A 17,611-nucleotide genomic window follows, 5' to 3' on the forward strand; every position below is an offset into this window, starting at 1 on the left:
TGAAACGATGTTGACATTAGCAACAAGCAGTATCCGTAAATTGTACAAGGAGGAGGACGGTCTGGGTACGTTGGAAATGATTCTGATCATTGCAATTCTGATTGCAGTGGCCATTATTTTCAAGGATCAGATTAAGAAGATCGTAGAAGGTTTGCTGAAAAAGGCGGATAAAAAAAGTAACGATTTTATGGATTCATAATGCTGCGCAAATTGGCACAAAAAGAGGACGGGAGCTTCTCATTAGAAGCGTCCCTCGTCTTTCCCGTTCTGTTGCTGATTATTTTTGTGATGTTATTTTTCTGCCTGTACATATATCAAAAATCTATATTGGTGCAGGTCGCTTCTACCGCTTCGGAAAGAGCTGCCTACAGTTGGGATAACAGCTTCAGGGACCCGCGTACAGGAGCTTTTACGCAAGGACAACGGGATTCGCTTTATTGGCGTTTGAAGGATGATGTCATGCTGGGCGCTTTGTTTGGCTGGGCCGGAGCCAATCATCTGGAAAGTGTACAGGTGCCTAACGGCAGTGAGGCAGGCTCATTGCCTGCCCAGAAGCTGTCTAATGCCGAAAGCAGAATGCCTGCGGGTATGCAGGGACAGATGACATATGAGAACAGTCTGGTTCACCGCAAGGTGACAACGGAGCTGAATAAGATCGTGAAAGTGCCTTTGTTGAATCAGTTTCTGGACCAGACGGATTTACAAGGGAAAATGAGCGCGGGTGTGGTTGAGCCTGTGGAATGGATCCGTACGGTGGAACTGGTCCGGTATTACGGGGCGAAGTTTATGGGCAGAGGCTCAGGCGAAAAGGTAGATCCGGCAGGCGTGGGACAAGTGTTGATGCAATATGGCCAGAACGGTAAGTAGGCAATTAGGTAAGTAAGGAACGGGAATGGACTGGAAAGGAGGAAGCGGGTGTTTGGAAAGGGACGTAATACAAAGGATAGCGAGTTAGGTGCTGTCACGGTCTTCTTAATTTTGATTTTGGCTGTCATGTTTGGCTTTATTGCTGTCTTTATTGATTATGCGAGAATTGCTGCCCTCCATGTGCAAACCGAGCGTCTGACTCATGCGGCGGTTCGTTCAGTGATGTCTGCTTATGATCCGGTATTGCAACAGGAGTACGGGCTGTTTGCTTATGGTGAAAGCGACGGACAACAAATCATGGACAAAGTGTTGAATGACAGCGCCAAGCGTACAGCACGTGCGGAAACGCTGCCGCTTATGAATACAAAGCTGGATTCGAGTTCTCTGCAAATGGAAAGAGAGCTTGGTAAATATTCCATATTTAATGAGCAGATACGTGAAGAGATGAAGTATAAAGCGCCTGTCGATTTTACGTTTGAAGTGCTCGAAAAGCTGAAGCCGCTCTCTCAAAATATGAAGGAGGCTTCTCATACGGTTGATTTGCTGAAACGGCTGCAAAAGCTGTATGACCAACGCGAGGCCAAGCTGGATGACATGCTGGCGAAGCAGCGTGAGGCTGGGGCTCGTATGGAAGAGGTTCGCAAACGGATTATTAAGCAGCAGGGCGTATATATACCCAATCAGTATATTTGGGACCCGCTCGAAGTTGTAGCCGATATTGCTGCACAATATAAGCACTACGTGCATGTATATGAGGATAATCAGAAAAGTGTGGATGACGTTAAAATCATGCAGATGGAGAAATATTCAAGAAGGGCGAGATCAGCGCTTGACCGCCTTCGTCAGGCCATGGTTCAGGCTGGAGAAGAGCATGATAAGCTGCTTCTGGAAGCCAAAGAGCCGTTAAATGAGACTCGGCAGATTAATGAAGAGATGCGCAAAGTCATTGTGCAGTATAAGCAGAGAGCGGCTAATGCAGGCTACGATGAGGTTTCTGCTGCACCTACTCCAAGCGGAGGAGGCTCCAACGCCGATCCCTCAGTAGGAAGCGCCCGGCAAAAGGCAGAGGATCTGTTGATTCCCGATAAGGAATTTGAACAATGGGAAGTAGAAATCGAAAAGCAACGAACTGCTATAAATACAGTTAACAGCAGACTAACGGGAATGATGCGCACGTTATCCTTTTATACAGACCCATTTCTGAATGCAGATATGCTCAAGCAGGAAGTCGCCTCAGCGCTTAAGGAGATGGACAAATACTTGAATGCGTATGTCTGGTCGGGAGCCGCCAATGTACTCGACAGCGAAGCCAGAATGCTGGACACGCGACGAGGACCTGACAAAGAACGCAAGAAAATGGAAAAAGAGGCGAAAAACAAGCTCAAGCAAGCTTATCGGATCATTGAGGTACTTTCCAAAGGTAAACAAAGTGCAGAACAGTTCCAAAAGCTGGAGCAGTATTACAGTGAAAGCATTGCATTTAATCAGTCTACATCCGGTTCATCTGTAACCGCTGATTTATCCTATGACACCTATGATGCAGCGGGGGCCTCCATGGATAGTATGGATGGTTTGTATGGGGCTGCATCCGGTTTGCTGACTCAACTGGGGGATGAATTTTACCAGAACGAATATGCGCTTTCTTACTTTCATCATGTGGATTTTAGCCGATTTGGCAGTTTGGCTGGATCAGGGGCAAATGTGGGTAATGCAGCGCAGGTTTTGGGAGATCAGCTGGAGGTGAGTAATCAGGAGGTTGAGTACATCCTGTACGGGTTCCATAATCCAACGGGTAATCTGGCATCCGCTTATGGTGAAATTTTCGCTATGAGACTTGCCATACGTACGATGGAGGGACTAGTCAAAAATAGCTCAAAGGGAAATCCATTGGTCGTTTTGGCGGCGGCTTTGTTATACGGGATAGAAAAGGCGATTGAAGATATGATTATGCTGGCGCAAAAGGGGTATGTGCCTTTGTCTGATTTTCTAAAATTTCGAATGACGTACAAGGATCATTTGCGATTGTTTCTGATGCTTCATAGCAATAATGAACGAAAGATGTCCCGTATGCTTGCTCTGATTCGCCTAAATACAGATGTCAATCCTGCTGAGCGGCAAACGTATGCAGAGGGTGAGGTCAGGAACGGGATGCGGCTGTGGTTTTTACCTGGGGTAATGAAGATGCTCGGAACTGCCTCTAAGGAAGGCGAGAGTATTAAGGGAAGTGTGTACTATGTTACGAAAACAGCGCATTTTTCCTATTAATCGGGATCTACAGTGGATATGTGGGCAGAAGCGGTGTGAACAAGGAAGTATTGTTTTAGAAGCGTCACTGGTGTTGCCGTTATTTCTGTTTTTTATTATTTTTCTCATTTATATGGTTCAGATGACGCTGGTGTCCACGGCATTGCAGACCACCGCTTCAGAAGCGGTTAAGCAGGTTTCAGCTAAAATCTACCCGGTGTCTCTAGCGGTAGATGCGGCGTCCACGAAAATAGATGCAGTCCGCGAACCGCTGGATGAATTGCCCAGGTTATCTGTGAGTGAATATGCAAGCAAATTCGCTGAGCAGTTGCCGCCTCCGATTGGCGATTGGCTAGAAAGCGCTGTGCAAGGTGGTCAAAAGCCGATGGAGGAGCTGCGGGGGCGCTTGACGGAAGCAGCACTTGATCCTGTTCTGAAGCCGATGCTAAAGCCTTTTATGGAGGAAAGTGTTCTGGAGTATGACCGTATTCATGTAACGAGTGTACATGTGCCTTCTCTTACAGGTACCAAGGACCCTTATTTTAGAGTAGAGCTGTCTTATGAACTGCCGATGAAGGTCCCATTTTTGTATCGCAGCATTGTGCTTCAGGCAGCGGCAGAGGAGCGCCTTTGGATCGGCGACACAGGCGAGGGAACAGGTACAGGAGATGCTGCAGATGATAAGGATGAACAGCATTCCATACAGTTGCTTGTCAAGCCAGAGCCTGCCGTGAAGGGTGTGTACAATTTGATCAGAGCCAGGATTGAACCCGGAACGAGTGCTAATCTTTCGATATTTTATAAGTCGGGTCAAAGCACGGCCCAGCATTTGGGCTGGACCTCTGCTAATGCGGAGGGAATGATTGAATGGAATTGGTTTGTGGGAACAAACACGACACCCGGTCAATGGAGTTTTGTGATTGAAACAGAGGATGGACAGCGTATCGAGGTTCCATTTTCCGTGGAGTAGACAATAGATGGGGAGGGGGAGGTCACATTGACCTGGATGTATATTGTATGTGGAGTTTTACTAGCGATTGCGCTGGTCACCGATTTACGGAGTATGAAAATTCCTAATAAGCTTACGCTGCCCGGCATGGTGGCAGGTTTGCTGTTCAATACGGTATTTGAAGGCTGGCATGGTTTTGTATTTGCTGCTGCTGGACTCGGTACCGGATTTGGCCTCATGCTGATTTTGTACTGGATAGGAGCTGTAGGTGCAGGAGATGTGAAGCTATTTGGCCTAATTGGAGCCTGGACAGGTGCTGCTTTTGCGTGGCAATCGGCTCTATATTCCATTTTTTTTGCAGGTATTATTGGTATCGGAATCTTGCTATGGCGGAGGGAAACCATTATGAGACTGCGGCGTGTAGCTTTTAATTTGGGGGGATTTTTTCTGTTTCGCAGCGGCAAGGCGCTGACCAGCGGGAGAGAAGTGCATCTCAGGTTTCCATTTATGACCGCAGTCATTCCGGGAGCGATCAGTGCTTATCTTTACTTTTTGCCATGACATGCCCGCCTGGATAGATCATGCTGCCTTATGGAGATCGGGAATATGCTAAGGAGGTCATGAATTGTTTGGTTTAAGCAGGGATTTTGCCCGGAACAGCGGGACATTTATGATTTTGAACAAGGAAGGCGGACTCAAGACTGATGATTTAAACTCCGTGCAAACCGGAATGATGACTGGCAATCGGATTCCCGGTCTTCTGGAACTAAGAATAAAGGAAGTCGATTTTCAGGTTGAGTTGCACTACGATATTTCAGGTCAACGCATGCTTTCCCAGGTATGGAAGGGCGGGGGAATTTCGACTTCTGAGTTTTATCGGATTCTTTTTGAAGTGGCAGATGCCCTACATCGCAGCCCTCAATATATGCTTGATATAAGGCAGTTTATTTTGCATGAGGATTATATTTTTATTGAATGTTCAGGTTCAAGAAAAGCTGCCAGTTTAACCTATGTTCCTTTACAGGCTGTATTGTATGAAGGACAAGCAGGTAGTCAATTTAAGCAGATGATTATTCGTTTGATGACTCGTGTGGCTCACTTTCAGGGAGAAAATATGCAGCGCATACTTGAGCTATGTGATAGAAATGAGTTTGAATTACGATCGTTGAAGGAGCTGCTTTTGCAAGGGATGGCGGCTAGTGCAAAGAGCGTTAGCCCACAAGGTGAAGAGATAGAAGAAAGTCATAATAATAGGAATGCCTTTATCCCAAATATGCCTCAAGGAAAGCGTGATGAACTGTCCTCATTGCGCCATCATTCAGAACGTGGTGGAGTGTATGGGCAAGAGAATCGGGAGACATTGCAGGAAATACAGGAGCTTAAACGGATCAAGCCACTCAAGCCGCCCGTGAAACCACAGGAGAATGATGAGGTAGATGTAGAAATAGATGAAACGGAGCCTGCGTTGCAGAAGTATAGAACGTACATTGCTTTAGGCTGTCTTCTCGCTTCGGCTATCGTGTGGCGCTACGTTTATCTGGATCATTCTGAGACCGTACCGTTGATCATTTCCGTTGTGCTGACGGTGGTACTTGCTGTGGTCGCTTATATAAGCTGGACGGGAAAATGGGGGCGCAAGGGCGCTTCGCCTCATATCTACACTGATTCAGTCCCTGTGCTGGATTCGGAATGGTTAGGAGCTGCTTCACCTGCTCAGCGGAAAAATGATCGTTATCAGGTTGATAAGCTAACCGGATTCATAGCAGGACGTCAGAATAAGGATAAACGTTCTTCCAATCCAAGTGATCAAGGACAAGAGAGCTGGCGATGGTCTTTTCCTGACCCGGAGTCTGAACATATGGGTAGCCGGGATGCGGGAGAAAGAAGTGCAGCTTCCGAACGTCACAACTTGCACGAGTCGCAGGGGATAGGTGCGGATCGGAGGAATGATTTGGAGGTCAGTGATACCAGTGAGGCATATTATAAGTCGTTGTCTGGTATAACGGAGCTGCTACATGCTACATCCAGGCAAGAAACGGTGTTGCTTCGTGCGGATCAAGAGACACATGTTCCACACGTTCAGCAATCACCGATTGCCTGTCTAGAGCGCAAGACACCGGGAAGTGGAGCGACCGAGCGCATCCAATTGCAATCGGACCAATTTGTTGCAGGCAGCTTCTTCATCGGAAGAGAGCCACAATTGGTTCAATTTGTAGAACATACGGAAGGAACATCCCGCTCTCATATTGAGCTTTGTATAGATGCAGGAGGGCAAGGCCACATCGTCAAGGATTTGTCCTCGACGAACGGAACTATCTTGAACGGTGAGCCGATGGTGCCATACAAGGAGTACATCCTGAATGAGGGAGACACTTTTAAAATTGCTGGTGTATCCTATACTTATCGGCTGGACTCTTTTAAATCTTCCAGCGCTTCCTTAGGTGAAGGGTAGTTTATTATGTGTGCATAGTAGAAAAAGAAGCCCGTTTAATGTATGAAGCTATTAAAAAAGTGGTGAATCTCGTTTTGTGAGGTTGCTCCCTCCAAAAGAAGACATCAACCCTTTGGGGAAGATGTCTTCTTTTCGCTGTATTTATCTCCTAGGTTTTTGCTTTTTTCAATCCATAACAGATCCTAGTGTTTTGGAATTTGAAAAAGAAGCGATCGTAGTCATCCTTTTAAATTATTTATTTCTGTCACCATAAAAGGTAAGGCTTTTTTTATATATTGCTCTGCTGAAAGAGAACTATTATTTTGCCAATCTACAGACGCTCCGTAAATTCCCCAACTCAACATAGCAGCACCAATTTTTAAGGCTTCCGAGTCCAACTCAGGTTGTTGTTTTAAAAGTAAAGAATAAAATAATTTTTCCAGTTCTTTTTTTACTTTTTGTTCAAGTATTGAACTAAATGATTCAATGCTTCTTCTACATTGTAAGCTTAATTCTGTGGATTTTTCTGTATGAAACTCAGTTAATGTTAAAAAGATTTTCACAATAGTCTCTTCATTTAAATCGTGATGATTCAAATTTTTTACAATGCGCTCTAATATATCTTCTGTAAAGACCACATCTACTAAATCGTATTTGTCAATAAAATGAGAATAAAAAGTGGCACGATTAACAGTTGCTTCCTCCGTAATATCCTTTATTGTAATGTTTTTGAAATCCTTTTTTTGACCTATTTTTATAAAAGATTCTATTAATAATTTTTTTGTCCGTTTAATACGTGGATCTACTTTCATATCATCCATATTATCCCTCTCTTTTCTATAACATAAGCAACATTTAAATTGGTTTGTTGTTTAAGCAATAAAACACCAAAGCTGATGATTGAGAATAAGTGGATTCTATTTTAACATCAACTATACAATATTTGTTGTTTAAATAAAATATGTTGCTAAACAACGAATGTCGTTTTAATAATCTTTACTAATTTTATTAAAAAAGGAGAGGTTTAGGTTGGTTGATTATTCTTTTCAAGAAGTTATACGCAGTCGGCAGTCTATACGTCAATTTCTTTCTACACCAGTTGAAGATGAGGTGCTTCGTGAGATTCTCGAGGACGCTCAGTATACCCCATCAAATTGCAATACGCAGCCTTGGGATGTTCATATCGTTTCAGGCGCAAAGAAAGAGGAACTTAGCAGGGCCTTGATACCGGCATTTGAAAAAGGGACATTCGTAAGTGATTTTACTTTTGATATGAAAGAATACTATGGTCGTTATTCTGAACGACAAAAAGAACAAGCCAAAACATACTATGAGGCAGTGGGCATAGCTCGTGAGGATCATGAAGGCCGTTTTAAAACAGTGTTACGTAATTTTGAATTTTACGGTGCACCGCATGTTGCGTTCCTATTCATGCCTTCCTTTGGAGATAATGTGCGTGTCGCATCTGATATTGGCATGTATGCCCAGTCGTTCCTTCTGTCACTGGCTGCGCGCGGGATTAGTAGTATCCCTCAGACAGTATTGGGCATGAACGCTGACGCGGTACGCCAAGTATTGGGTGTATCCGATGACATGAAGTTATTGTTTGGAATTTCCTTTGGTTATCCAGATAAAGAAGCTAGAGCAAACAGTTTTCGCATAGGCCGTGACCCAATCGAATCTAATGTGACCTTTCACGACTAATCTAACGAGAGAGGACGTAATCCATCCGGGTAACGTCCTTTTAATTTGTGAATTTGTGGAGAGTGGTAGTGCTCTCCTTGCCCATGTCAATTGATAGAAAAGAATTTATTACACAGGGACACATTGTACCTTTGACTGGTGAACAGAAGACGGTGGAGGAGTAGATAAAATGTTAACGATAGGAGGAGAATCATTTGAAGGCTGCTTGGCTTCGTCTGCGGCAGCCAGTGTGTACGTGGGTTTAGTGTAGCTAAGTATTATCAAGAGGTTAGATGGGATATTCTGTCTGGCCTTTTTAGTTTGTATGGAAAAGATTGCTAGATGTATTGCTGAGTTGGAGAGGGTTTAAGCCTTTAGACATAGGTAGAAAGGTTAATCCTTCTCATAACAATTAGGAGATAAGGATGTTTTCCATAAATTTGAATAATGCTATCATGTCATAACGAACTTGAACCGAGGTAAATTATGACAACGATTAGAGTGACTCCTGAACAACTTATAACCGTCTCCAAGCAATTTGAGCTTGCACAGAAAACGGCGATTCAGATGAATAGTCAATTGATGCAGCAAATTTCTTTTATGCAGCAATCATGGGACGGTACAACCAAACAACAATTTTATAGTCAATTTCAAGTCTCTCAGAAGAATATGACTGACTTTGTTACCCTGACAGATTCTATTTCGAGGGAGTTGCGTCACCATGCAGACAAATTCAGATTAGCTGATCTGATGGAAGCAGGTAACATTGACGCAAGTTGTTTACCACCTCCACCTAATGCATGTGCTGTTCCTGCTCCAGATACACGAAATGCGTTTCAGAAATCAATATATAGCTTAACAGAGTTGGGACAGGATTTTGTAGCCGCTAATTCGGTACGCTATGAGAAGAAATTCGATTCAGTCTGGAGTTTCCTAGATTACATGACGTATGGTATTCCGAAAGGAATGTATCAAGGGTACGTGGAACGGGCAGCTAAACAAAATGAATCATGGAATGACATGCTCAATTTCGGTACATTTGGAGTAACGGGCATGATTCAGGGAGCATTTAATCCCAACAATGCCTGGTCAAAGGAACACTGGGCTAATATGATCGGTACAGCAGGATTATTTGGAGGAGTCAGTTCAGTAATCAAGCCTAAACTTGGAATTGGTAATACAATAAAATTTAACGGTGAGGTTAGACTATTTCCCAAAGGCCATGATCTGGATTTGAAATCATGGGAAGAGATGCCTGTAAGTGGTCAGAGAAGGTTAACATCCACTGGACACAGAATTATGGATATAAGTGAAATGAAGTCGTTTAAAAAAGAAATGGGTGCAATAGATATAAAGGTTTTGATTGATAAGAAAGATAAAATTCTGCCTGAAAATGCTGCGGCTGGTTTTAATCCAGCTACAGGAGAAATAGTTCTGAGAAAAGAACCGACAAATTTGAGCGCAATTCATGAGTCCTATCATGCCAAGCAGTGGAAGGAGCTAGGGAAGGATAACTATTTACAACAAAGCACTCTTGAGAGAGAAGAATTCGTTTATAATGAAATTATGAAAAATAAAGTGTTATTTAATGATGGGGAAATTCTCTTTTCACAAAAGTATATCTATAAATTAAGGAACGGGGAATGGCCTCCACCCGGCTGGAAAGGTTTTGAAAATAATGAATGAAAAGATAAATAAACATCTTACAGCAGAACAAGCTATGCAAATAGCTGAAGACTACAAGGAAAAATATAACCTTTCTGGAACTATAGATAGTACAAAAGAACGCACTGCAAAATTTTATAATCAGTTTGACGATTCCAATCTTCCTGTTTGGCTTGTAATGGTGAGTATCATCCCGACCATATTCGAAGCAGATGATGAGTATACCATTGTGATCTCTGATGCAGAGGCACAGGTTAAATATTTTATTGATCCTAACGGACATTATTACACTCCTCATACAAAAAAGGATGGATTGACGGACGAAGAGTTTGATAAATTATGGAATGAAGATTCAGAAGCCAATTAGTTCGCGAAGCTTGCTCCTTGTTATAGAATGGGGGCGAGCTTTTTCGCATAAATTGGGAGGATTTCTAGACTATTGGACATTTGGTATTCCGAAAGTTCTGTATCAAGGATATGCGGAGCGAGCATCCAAGCAGTTTGATTCAGCAAATGATTTTTTTAACTTCTGGACTTTTGGTGTGCATGGAACGATCAGAGATGCTACATTCCCTACAAATGCCTGGTCCAAGGAACATTGGGCTAATATGATCGGGTTAGCGGGATTATTTGGAGGAGTTAGTTCAGTATTGCTGTACTTCGAGTATTGAACACCTCTGAATCTATAAAACAATATGATCTTTTAATGGCTGAACTAGATGATTTTGATAAGGAAATAGTTGAGAGGATAGCTGAAGGGATAGGCTAAAATGAAAATAGATTATCTAAAAAAGGAACTCTGAGCTGGTGAGATGCCGCCACATAGAGTTCCTCTTTTCATTTTAGCGCTGCTTATGAGGAGAATGGAGTTCCTCCAGCGCTTCCTTCAGCGAAGGATAGTTAAACTTAAATCCGTGCTCCAGCGCTTTGCGCGGGAGTACTTTTTGGCCATCCAATACAAGGGTGCTCATCTCACCGAGCAGCTTTTGAACGAGAATGCCTGGAACGGGAAACCAATGCGGACGGTGGTATACTTGAGCCACAGTTTTCCCAAACTGATCGTTCGTCACTGGGTATGGTGATGATGCGTTCACTGCCCCGACGATTTCCTTCGTATGGATGCAGTACGTGATCAGACGAACGATATCCTCAATATGAATCCAGCTCATCCATTGATGACCGCTGCCTATTCTGCCGCCGAACCCGAATCTGTAGGGCAATTTCATCAGTGGAAAAGCCCCTTTTTTTCTATCCAGCACGAGGCTAATACGCAGCTTGATTAAACGGGAATCGGATGGATAGGCGCCAGCGGCCTCTTCCCACTGCTCGACCACTTGAGAAAGAAAATCTTCCGAACGACGCGGGCTCGTTTCATCGAACGTTTCGGTCAAGGAAGTACCATATGCGGCAACTGCCGAAGCCTGAATGATGACCTCCGGTTTTTTTTGCAGCGCATTCAGTGCTTGAGCCAGTTTGGTAACGGACAACAGTCGGGATTGAAGAATTCTTTGTTTGGACTTGTCCGTCCAGCGCTGATTGAGCGTTTCGCCTGCCAAATTAATGACCACATCTGTACCTTCCAGTAATTCAGGCCTTTGTTTCAATTCATTCCAGCTCATGTATTGCAAGCGGGGACTTGATTCGTGTCCTACCAGCGGCTTGCGTGTAATGACCTTCACAGTGTATCCGTCGCCCAGCAGGCTTTTGACCAGCGCCCTCCCTACCAATCCAGTACCTCCGCATACGATGATGTTCATGGAGCCAGTTCTCCTTCCGATTCGCAAATAAATATATATGTTATAGAATATAACCCTTTTCAAGAAAAAAAAATTCATTCGAATAAGCACATCCGATCGGGATGCCATAAAAGCCATGTTGTTTGATTTCAATAATCACGTTAAAATGATTAAATTAAATTAAGACAAGCATAACAGGAAATAAGGATAAGGGGATGAATCAGGATCATGCTGAAAATTGGTTCTCATGTGTCCTTCTCGGACAAGGGTCTGCTCAGTGCTACAAAAGAAGCGTCTTCTTACGGGTCCAGCTCGTTTATGATATATACGGGGGCACCGCAAAACACGCGTCGTAAGCCGATGGAATCCATGTATTTGGAAGAAGGTAAGCAGTTAATGACCGAAAAAGGGATGGAGGATATCGTGGTGCATGCCCCGTATATCATTAATCTCGGTTCCTACAAAGAAAATACCTATGAGCTGGCGGTCAGCTTTCTTCAGGAGGAAATTCGCCGCACACACGCGATTGGTGTGAAAAATATTGTGCTGCATCCGGGTGCTTTTACCGATAAAGATGCAGAGTACGGAATCGGGCGTATTGCTGATGGTCTGAACGAGGTACTGAACGGTGTCAAGGAGACAGATGTTAACATTGCGCTTGAAACGATGGCGGGTAAAGGCACCGAAATGGGACGCAGCTTCGAGGAGATTGCCTCTATTATAGATAAAGTAGAGCACAACGAGCGTCTTACAGTTTGTATGGACACCTGCCACATTCATGATGCGGGCTATGATATCGTGAACGATCTGGATGGTGTTTTGGAGCAATTTGACCGTGTTGTTGGCTTGAATCGCATTGCAGTGGTTCACATCAATGACAGTAAAAACCCGGTCGGCGCTCGTAAAGACCGCCATACGCCGATTGGGTCGGGCTGGATCGGCTATCAGACCATTCATCATGTGGTGCATCATGAAGCGCTTCAAGGGCGTCCATTTATTTTGGAAACGCCATGGATCGGAAAGGAAGCTAAAACTCAGCGTCCGATGTATGAGGTTGAAATTGCTTTGCTTCGCGGAAATGTGAAGGAGCGCTTTGGAGATGAATTTTTGGGTCAGGTCGAGCAATTGCATTCGTTCTTCAAAAAGCAGGATGTGGATGTACGGAAATTTGTGCTGGACACCTGGACTCTGCTGAAAAATGATGCCAAAGCAAGAAAAGCCGATCCACGTGAGCCGCTGGAGCGTCTGTACGACATGATCACGGAAGCAGCACTGTTTCCAGAGCTGAGCGAAGAACACATTAATCAACGGCTGATTGCCTGGTTTGCTGGCAGTCATTTGCCAGTAACAGTATAAGCTAAGGGGGATTAGTAGCCACATGGAACGTCACGTAAAACATCATCCAAACAGCACTTTATCTGCACATGAAAACCGCGCGCGTATGCTCGTATCCTGTCCTGATGGGCCAGGTATTGTAGCGGCGGTGTCCCGCTTTTTGTACGAGCATGGGGCCAATATCGTCCAATCTGACCAATATACAATGGACCCGTCCGGCGGTATGTTTTTTATGCGAGTTGAATTTGACCTGCCGAATTTGAGTGCAGCCCAGCCGCAGCTGGAGCAGGACTTTGTGGCTGTTGCTGAGCAATTCCGTATGGAGTGGACGATTTCTGCGGTCAGCCGCAAGAAAAAACTGGCTATTTTCGTTTCCAAAGAGGATCATTGTTTGGTAGAGCTGCTGTGGCAATGGCAGGCCGGGGATCTGGACGCAGATATTGCAATGGTAGTTAGTAATCATCTGGATATGAAGGAGTATGTTGAATCTTTTGGCATCCCGTATCATCATATTCCGGTAACACCCGATACCAAGCCGGAGGCGGAGCGCCGTCAACTGGAGGTCATTGGTGACGACATCGATGTTATCATTTTGGCCCGGTATATGCAGATTATTTCGCCCAAGTTTATTGAGCATTACCGCAATCGGATTATCAATATTCATCATTCCTTTCTGCCTGCATTCGTGGGAGGCAAGCCATATGCCCAAGCGTATAATCGCGGGGTGAAAATTATTGGCGCTACCGCGCATTATGTAACTGAGGAACTGGACGGCGGCCCGATCATTGAGCAGGATGTGCAGCGGGTGAGCCACGGAGATGATGTAAATGAGCTGAAACGAATTGGCCGCACGATTGAGCGGGTCGTTTTGGCAAGAGCCGTGAAGTGGCATGTGGAGGATCGAATTCTGGTGCATGAGAACAAAACGGTCGTTTTTAACTAATCTTGAAATCTATAATAAATTTTTGTATATACCCTTTTTATAAAATAAAGTCCGTCGATATGACGGGCTTTGTTTTTTTTGTGTTTTTTTTCGTGATTTTATCATTTTTTAAATGAGGTTAATACATAACGGGTATATTGATATGAGGACTCTGTGTTACATTTTGACAACCATCTCTATAAACGATCTGGCAAACCTTCACGGCAAATGGTACAATACTTAAGAATGTATAAGTCATATTGAAACATTCAAGCAGATTCACTCACTCCATGAGGCGCTGTTTACATATTGAACGGTGGTATTGGAGAGCATGACCGAAAGCAATTGACATACTTTTTAACAATATGAGGAGGCAAACCATGACTGACCAGAATCAAGCGATTCAAAAGGATGAAAACTCCACGATCGACAATTTGTCCATCACAACTATTCGTACGTTGGCAATTGATGCCATCGAGAAAGCAAACTCGGGACATCCTGGCATGCCAATGGGCTCCGCACCAATGGGCTACCAACTTTTTGCTAAAACCATGAATCATAATCCGGACCATCCTACATGGGTTAACCGTGACCGGTTTGTACTGTCCGCAGGACACGGCTCCATGCTGCTGTACAGCTTGCTGCACCTGAGCGGCTATGATCTGCCTATGGAAGAACTGAAGCAATTCCGTCAATGGGGCAGTCTTACACCAGGTCACCCTGAATTTGGACACACCGCTGGTGTAGATGCTACGACAGGACCTCTGGGACAAGGCTTGGCCATGTCCGTAGGTATGGCAATGGCTGAAGCTCAACTGGCTGCAACATACAATAAAGACGAATTTAAAGTTGTGGATCACTTCACGTATGCGATTTGCGGCGATGGCGATCTGATGGAAGGTATTTCCCACGAGGCTGCTTCGCTGGCTGGACGTCTGCAATTGGGCAAGCTGATCGTATTGTTTGATTCCAATGATATTACACTGGACGGCAAGCTGAACCTGTCTTCTTCCGAGAGTGTTGCCAAACGCTTTGAAGCTTACAACTGGCAAGTGCTGCGTGTAGAGGATGGAAATGACCTTCCAGCGATCCAAAAAGCGATTGAAGAAGCGCAAGGGGACTCCACACGTCCTACGTTGATTGAAGTGAAAACAGTTATCGGCTACGGAAGCCCGAACAAACAAGGTAAAGGCGGACATGGCGGTACTCACGGCTCCCCGCTGGGTGCAGAAGAAGCCAAGCTGACTAAAGAATTTTACAAATGGGTATACGAAGAGGATTTCCATGTACCGCAAGAGGTTCGCGAGCATTTTGCTAAAGTAAAAGCACGCGGTATCGCGGCGAACAAAGCATGGGATGAACAATTCGCGAAATACAAAGCGGCTCACCCTGATTTGGCAGCCCAGTTCGAAACAGCTGTTAATGGCGAACTTCCAGAAGGATGGGATCGTGATCTTCCGAAATACTCGACTGGAGACAAAGCCGTTTCGACTCGCGTAGCTTCTGGTAATGCATTGAACGGACTGGCGCCAAACGTACCATTCCTGACAGGCGGATCTGCCGATCTGGAAAGCTCCACGATGACACACTTGAACAATCTGACGAACTTTACGCCAGAAGACTATGCCGGCCGCAATATCTATTTCGGTATCCGTGAGTTTGGTATGGCTGCTGCAATGAACGGTATGGCGCTGCACCAAGGCGTAAAAGTATTCGGCGGCACATTCTTTGTATTTACGGATTATCTGCGTCCGGCTGTTCGTCTGGCGGCTCTGATGGGATTGCCTGTAACCTATGTTCTGACTCACGACAGTATTGCTGTGGGTGAAGATGGCCCTACCCATGAGCCGATCGAACAATTGGCTTCCCTGCGCATTATCCCGAATCTGACGGTCATTCGTCCGGCAGACGGCAATGAAACTTCTGCTGCTTGGGCTTACACGCTAGAAAACAAGAAAAACCCGGTTGCTCTGGTGTTGACTCGTCAAAACCTGCCAATCCTGGCTGCTTCTGCTGAGCATGCACGTGAAGGTATCAAACGCGGTGCTTATGTCGTTGCAGATGCGAAGGACGGTAAGCCGGTTGCTCAAATTCTGGCTACAGGTTCCGAAGTACAACTGGCTGTTAAAGCACAGGAAGCACTGGCGGAGCAAGGTATCCAAGTACGTGTTATCAGCTTCCCAAGCTGGGATCTGTTCGAAAAACAAGACAAAGCATATAAAGATTCCGTTCTGCTGCCTGAGGTGAAAGCACGTCTGGCTGTAGAAATGGCGCACCCGATGGGCTGGGAAAAATATGTCGGCGATCAAGGCGATATTCTCGGTATCAGCACATTTGGCGCGTCTGCCCCTGGCGACCGCGTTATTAAGGAATATGGCTTTACGGTAGAGAACGTGGTTGACCGTGTGAAAGCTTTGTTGAAATAAAACAATATATAAAGCAAACAGTCGTAACCTGAGATAGGTCTTACGGCTGTTTGTTTCATACAACCGGGATTTTGCAAGACAATTTTAAAATCCAGCGTACAGGATACGCCGATGCAGTGTGTATTTTCATACTGAAGCTGGAATTAAATCTATGCTATGATGCACAATGTTCATTCAACCATTGATAAGCAGATGAGGGGATAAAAAATGTCACAGTTTGATGGAGTCAGCGTAGTTAAAAAAGCAAATATATATTATGACGGCAAGGTCACTAGCCGTACAGTAATTTTGAGTGACGGCAGTAAGGTTACACTGGGGATTATGCTGCCGGGAACATACGAATTCGGCACGGATTCCCGTGAGATTATGGAAATTTTGGCAGGGGATCTGAAAGTATTGCTTCCAGGCACTGAAGAATGGCTGGAAATACAGGGAACGGCAACATTCCACGTACCTGCGCAGTCTTCGTTCAAACTGGAAGTACGAAGTGTGACTGATTATTGCTGCTCTTACCCGGAATAACCAGCTAAAAAGGGTAAGCACACGCGACTTCAAGCCAAGTGTGCTTACCCTTTAAGCTAGCGTATAACTGCAAAGAAAAGGACAGCTTATTCGAGAGGCTTGCCACCAATGGTGCGGCCAATCCATGCTTCATATGTCTTCACGACAGCGGACAAGTCCTCGTCACCGTAGCCTTGCGTTTGCCCGGCTTGAAACAGGCTTTTGGCAATGGCCAGCATAGGTGTCGGAATGGACAGGCTATCGGTCAGCGAGGAAGCAAGCTTCAAGTCCTTGAGCATCAAGGCAAGTGAGAACTGGTTGCTAAAATCATGCTCGATGATTTTGCGTCCTTTCAGTTCCGCAGCTTTGCTGCCTGCTGATCCGAGCTGAACCAGCTCAAGGAAGCTGTCTGCCGGAATGCCGGATTTGGCGGCGATAGCGAAACCCTCAGCCAGAGCGAGGTTGTTAATGCCGACCATCGTATTATGAGCGAGCTTGGCTATAGCTCCGCTGCCATTAGGCCCCATATGAAGTACCTTTTTGCCCAAGGTGTCAAAAACGTCTGACTGTGCCGCGATGGCTTCCGCGTCACCGCCGACCATGAACACGAGCGTTCCGTCAACAGCGGCAGGCTTGCTACCTGTGACGGGAGCATCAATGAAGGAGCAGCCCAGCTTGTCCGCTTCAGCGGCCAGCTGTTTGACCAGCTCAGGTGAAATCGTGCTGTTGTCCATCACGGTTACACCAGACGTAAGACCGGCAAATACGCCGTCCTCGCCGTAATAGATGTCACGAATCGAGTGATCATCGCTGACCATGGTAATGACCAGTTGCTGACCTTCAGCCGCCTCA

At 45.2% G+C, this 17,611-nt stretch carries 16 protein-coding genes and 1 pseudogene; 14 read left to right on the forward strand and 3 right to left on the reverse strand.

Features of this window, described 5'->3' with window-relative positions; all coding sequences use genetic code 11:
• Positions 1-7: 7 nt before the first annotated feature.
• From WG8_RS06660 to WG8_RS06685, 6 genes are all read left to right on the forward strand, one after another.
• Positions 8-199 (forward strand): Flp1 family type IVb pilin, encoded by a 192-nt coding sequence (locus tag WG8_RS06660; protein WP_007429366.1) that lies wholly within the window; start codon positions 8-10, stop codon positions 197-199.
• Entirely contained in the window at positions 199-867 is a 669-nt protein-coding gene (locus WG8_RS06665; RefSeq protein ID WP_007429367.1) for a TadE/TadG family type IV pilus assembly protein, read from the forward strand. Before WG8_RS06660 ends, WG8_RS06665 begins: the two co-directional genes overlap by 1 nt.
• 48 nt (positions 868-915) lie before the next feature.
• Positions 916-3,132: a DUF5702 domain-containing protein gene (locus WG8_RS06670; RefSeq protein ID WP_007429368.1), complete on the forward strand. Its 2,217-nt coding sequence runs from the start codon at positions 916-918 to the stop codon at positions 3,130-3,132.
• The gene (locus tag WG8_RS06675) at positions 3,101-4,081 is read left to right on the forward strand and encodes a TadE/TadG family type IV pilus assembly protein (RefSeq protein ID WP_007429369.1); all 981 of its coding nucleotides are present in this window, start codon (positions 3,101-3,103) and stop codon (positions 4,079-4,081) included. Before WG8_RS06670 ends, WG8_RS06675 begins: the two co-directional genes overlap by 32 nt.
• Before the next feature lie 27 nt (positions 4,082-4,108).
• A complete protein-coding gene (locus tag WG8_RS06680) occupies positions 4,109-4,621 on the forward strand; it encodes an A24 family peptidase (protein WP_007429370.1) in 513 nt (170 codons plus the stop codon).
• 64 nt (positions 4,622-4,685) lie between these two features.
• On the forward strand, positions 4,686-6,512 hold the full coding sequence (locus tag WG8_RS06685; protein ID WP_007429371.1) for a DUF6382 domain-containing protein: 1,827 nt from the start codon (positions 4,686-4,688) through the stop codon (positions 6,510-6,512).
• A gap of 218 nt (positions 6,513-6,730) precedes the next feature.
• Here WG8_RS06685 and WG8_RS06690 read toward each other — a convergent pair whose 3' ends face one another.
• Entirely contained in the window at positions 6,731-7,312 is a 582-nt protein-coding gene (locus WG8_RS06690) for a TetR/AcrR family transcriptional regulator (protein ID WP_043890848.1), read from the reverse strand.
• Positions 7,313-7,520: 208 nt separating this feature from the next.
• Between WG8_RS06690 and WG8_RS06695 the strand changes: the two genes are divergently transcribed.
• The 4 genes and pseudogenes from WG8_RS06695 to WG8_RS28100 form a co-directional block, all read left to right on the forward strand.
• Positions 7,521-8,195: a nitroreductase gene (locus WG8_RS06695; protein WP_007429372.1), complete on the forward strand. Its 675-nt coding sequence runs from the start codon at positions 7,521-7,523 to the stop codon at positions 8,193-8,195.
• A 465-nt stretch (positions 8,196-8,660) separates the two neighbouring features.
• Positions 8,661-9,860: a WXG100 family type VII secretion target gene (locus tag WG8_RS28095; RefSeq protein ID WP_007429374.1), complete on the forward strand. Its 1,200-nt coding sequence runs from the start codon at positions 8,661-8,663 to the stop codon at positions 9,858-9,860.
• On the forward strand, positions 9,853-10,206 hold the full coding sequence (locus tag WG8_RS06705; RefSeq protein ID WP_007429375.1) for a hypothetical protein: 354 nt from the start codon (positions 9,853-9,855) through the stop codon (positions 10,204-10,206). Before WG8_RS28095 ends, WG8_RS06705 begins: the two co-directional genes overlap by 8 nt.
• A 61-nt stretch (positions 10,207-10,267) precedes the next feature.
• A pseudogene (locus WG8_RS28100) lies at positions 10,268-10,492 on the forward strand (WXG100 family type VII secretion target); the annotation flags it as partial.
• Between the two features lie 189 nt (positions 10,493-10,681).
• Here WG8_RS28100 and WG8_RS06715 read toward each other — a convergent pair.
• A complete protein-coding gene (locus WG8_RS06715; protein WP_007429377.1) occupies positions 10,682-11,596 on the reverse strand; it encodes a TIGR01777 family oxidoreductase in 915 nt (304 codons plus the stop codon).
• A gap of 207 nt (positions 11,597-11,803) precedes the next feature.
• Here WG8_RS06715 and WG8_RS06720 point away from each other — a divergent pair, with 207 nt between their 5' ends.
• The 4 genes from WG8_RS06720 to ppnP all read left to right on the forward strand — a co-directional run bounded on the left by WG8_RS06720 (position 11,804) and on the right by ppnP (position 16,780).
• Positions 11,804-12,931: a deoxyribonuclease IV gene (locus tag WG8_RS06720; RefSeq protein WP_007429378.1), complete on the forward strand. Its 1,128-nt coding sequence runs from the start codon at positions 11,804-11,806 to the stop codon at positions 12,929-12,931.
• 22 nt (positions 12,932-12,953) lie between these two features.
• Positions 12,954-13,853 (forward strand): formyltetrahydrofolate deformylase, encoded by a 900-nt coding sequence (purU, locus tag WG8_RS06725; RefSeq protein WP_007429379.1) that lies wholly within the window; start codon positions 12,954-12,956, stop codon positions 13,851-13,853.
• A 359-nt stretch (positions 13,854-14,212) separates the two neighbouring features.
• Positions 14,213-16,258, forward strand: a complete 2,046-nt coding sequence (gene tkt, locus WG8_RS06730) for a transketolase (RefSeq protein ID WP_007429380.1) — start codon at positions 14,213-14,215, stop codon at positions 16,256-16,258.
• 207 nt (positions 16,259-16,465) lie between these two features.
• Positions 16,466-16,780 (forward strand): pyrimidine/purine nucleoside phosphorylase, encoded by a 315-nt coding sequence (gene ppnP, locus WG8_RS06735; RefSeq protein WP_007429381.1) that lies wholly within the window; start codon positions 16,466-16,468, stop codon positions 16,778-16,780.
• A gap of 86 nt (positions 16,781-16,866) precedes the next feature.
• Here the strand turns inward: ppnP and WG8_RS06740 are convergent.
• Positions 16,867-17,611: NAD(P)-dependent oxidoreductase (locus tag WG8_RS06740; protein ID WP_007429382.1), on the reverse strand; the 745-nt coding region annotated here is incomplete at its 5' end.

This window comes from Paenibacillus sp. Aloe-11 (genome assembly GCF_000245715.1).
GTDB classification, from domain to species: domain Bacteria; phylum Bacillota; class Bacilli; order Paenibacillales; family Paenibacillaceae; genus Paenibacillus; species Paenibacillus kribbensis.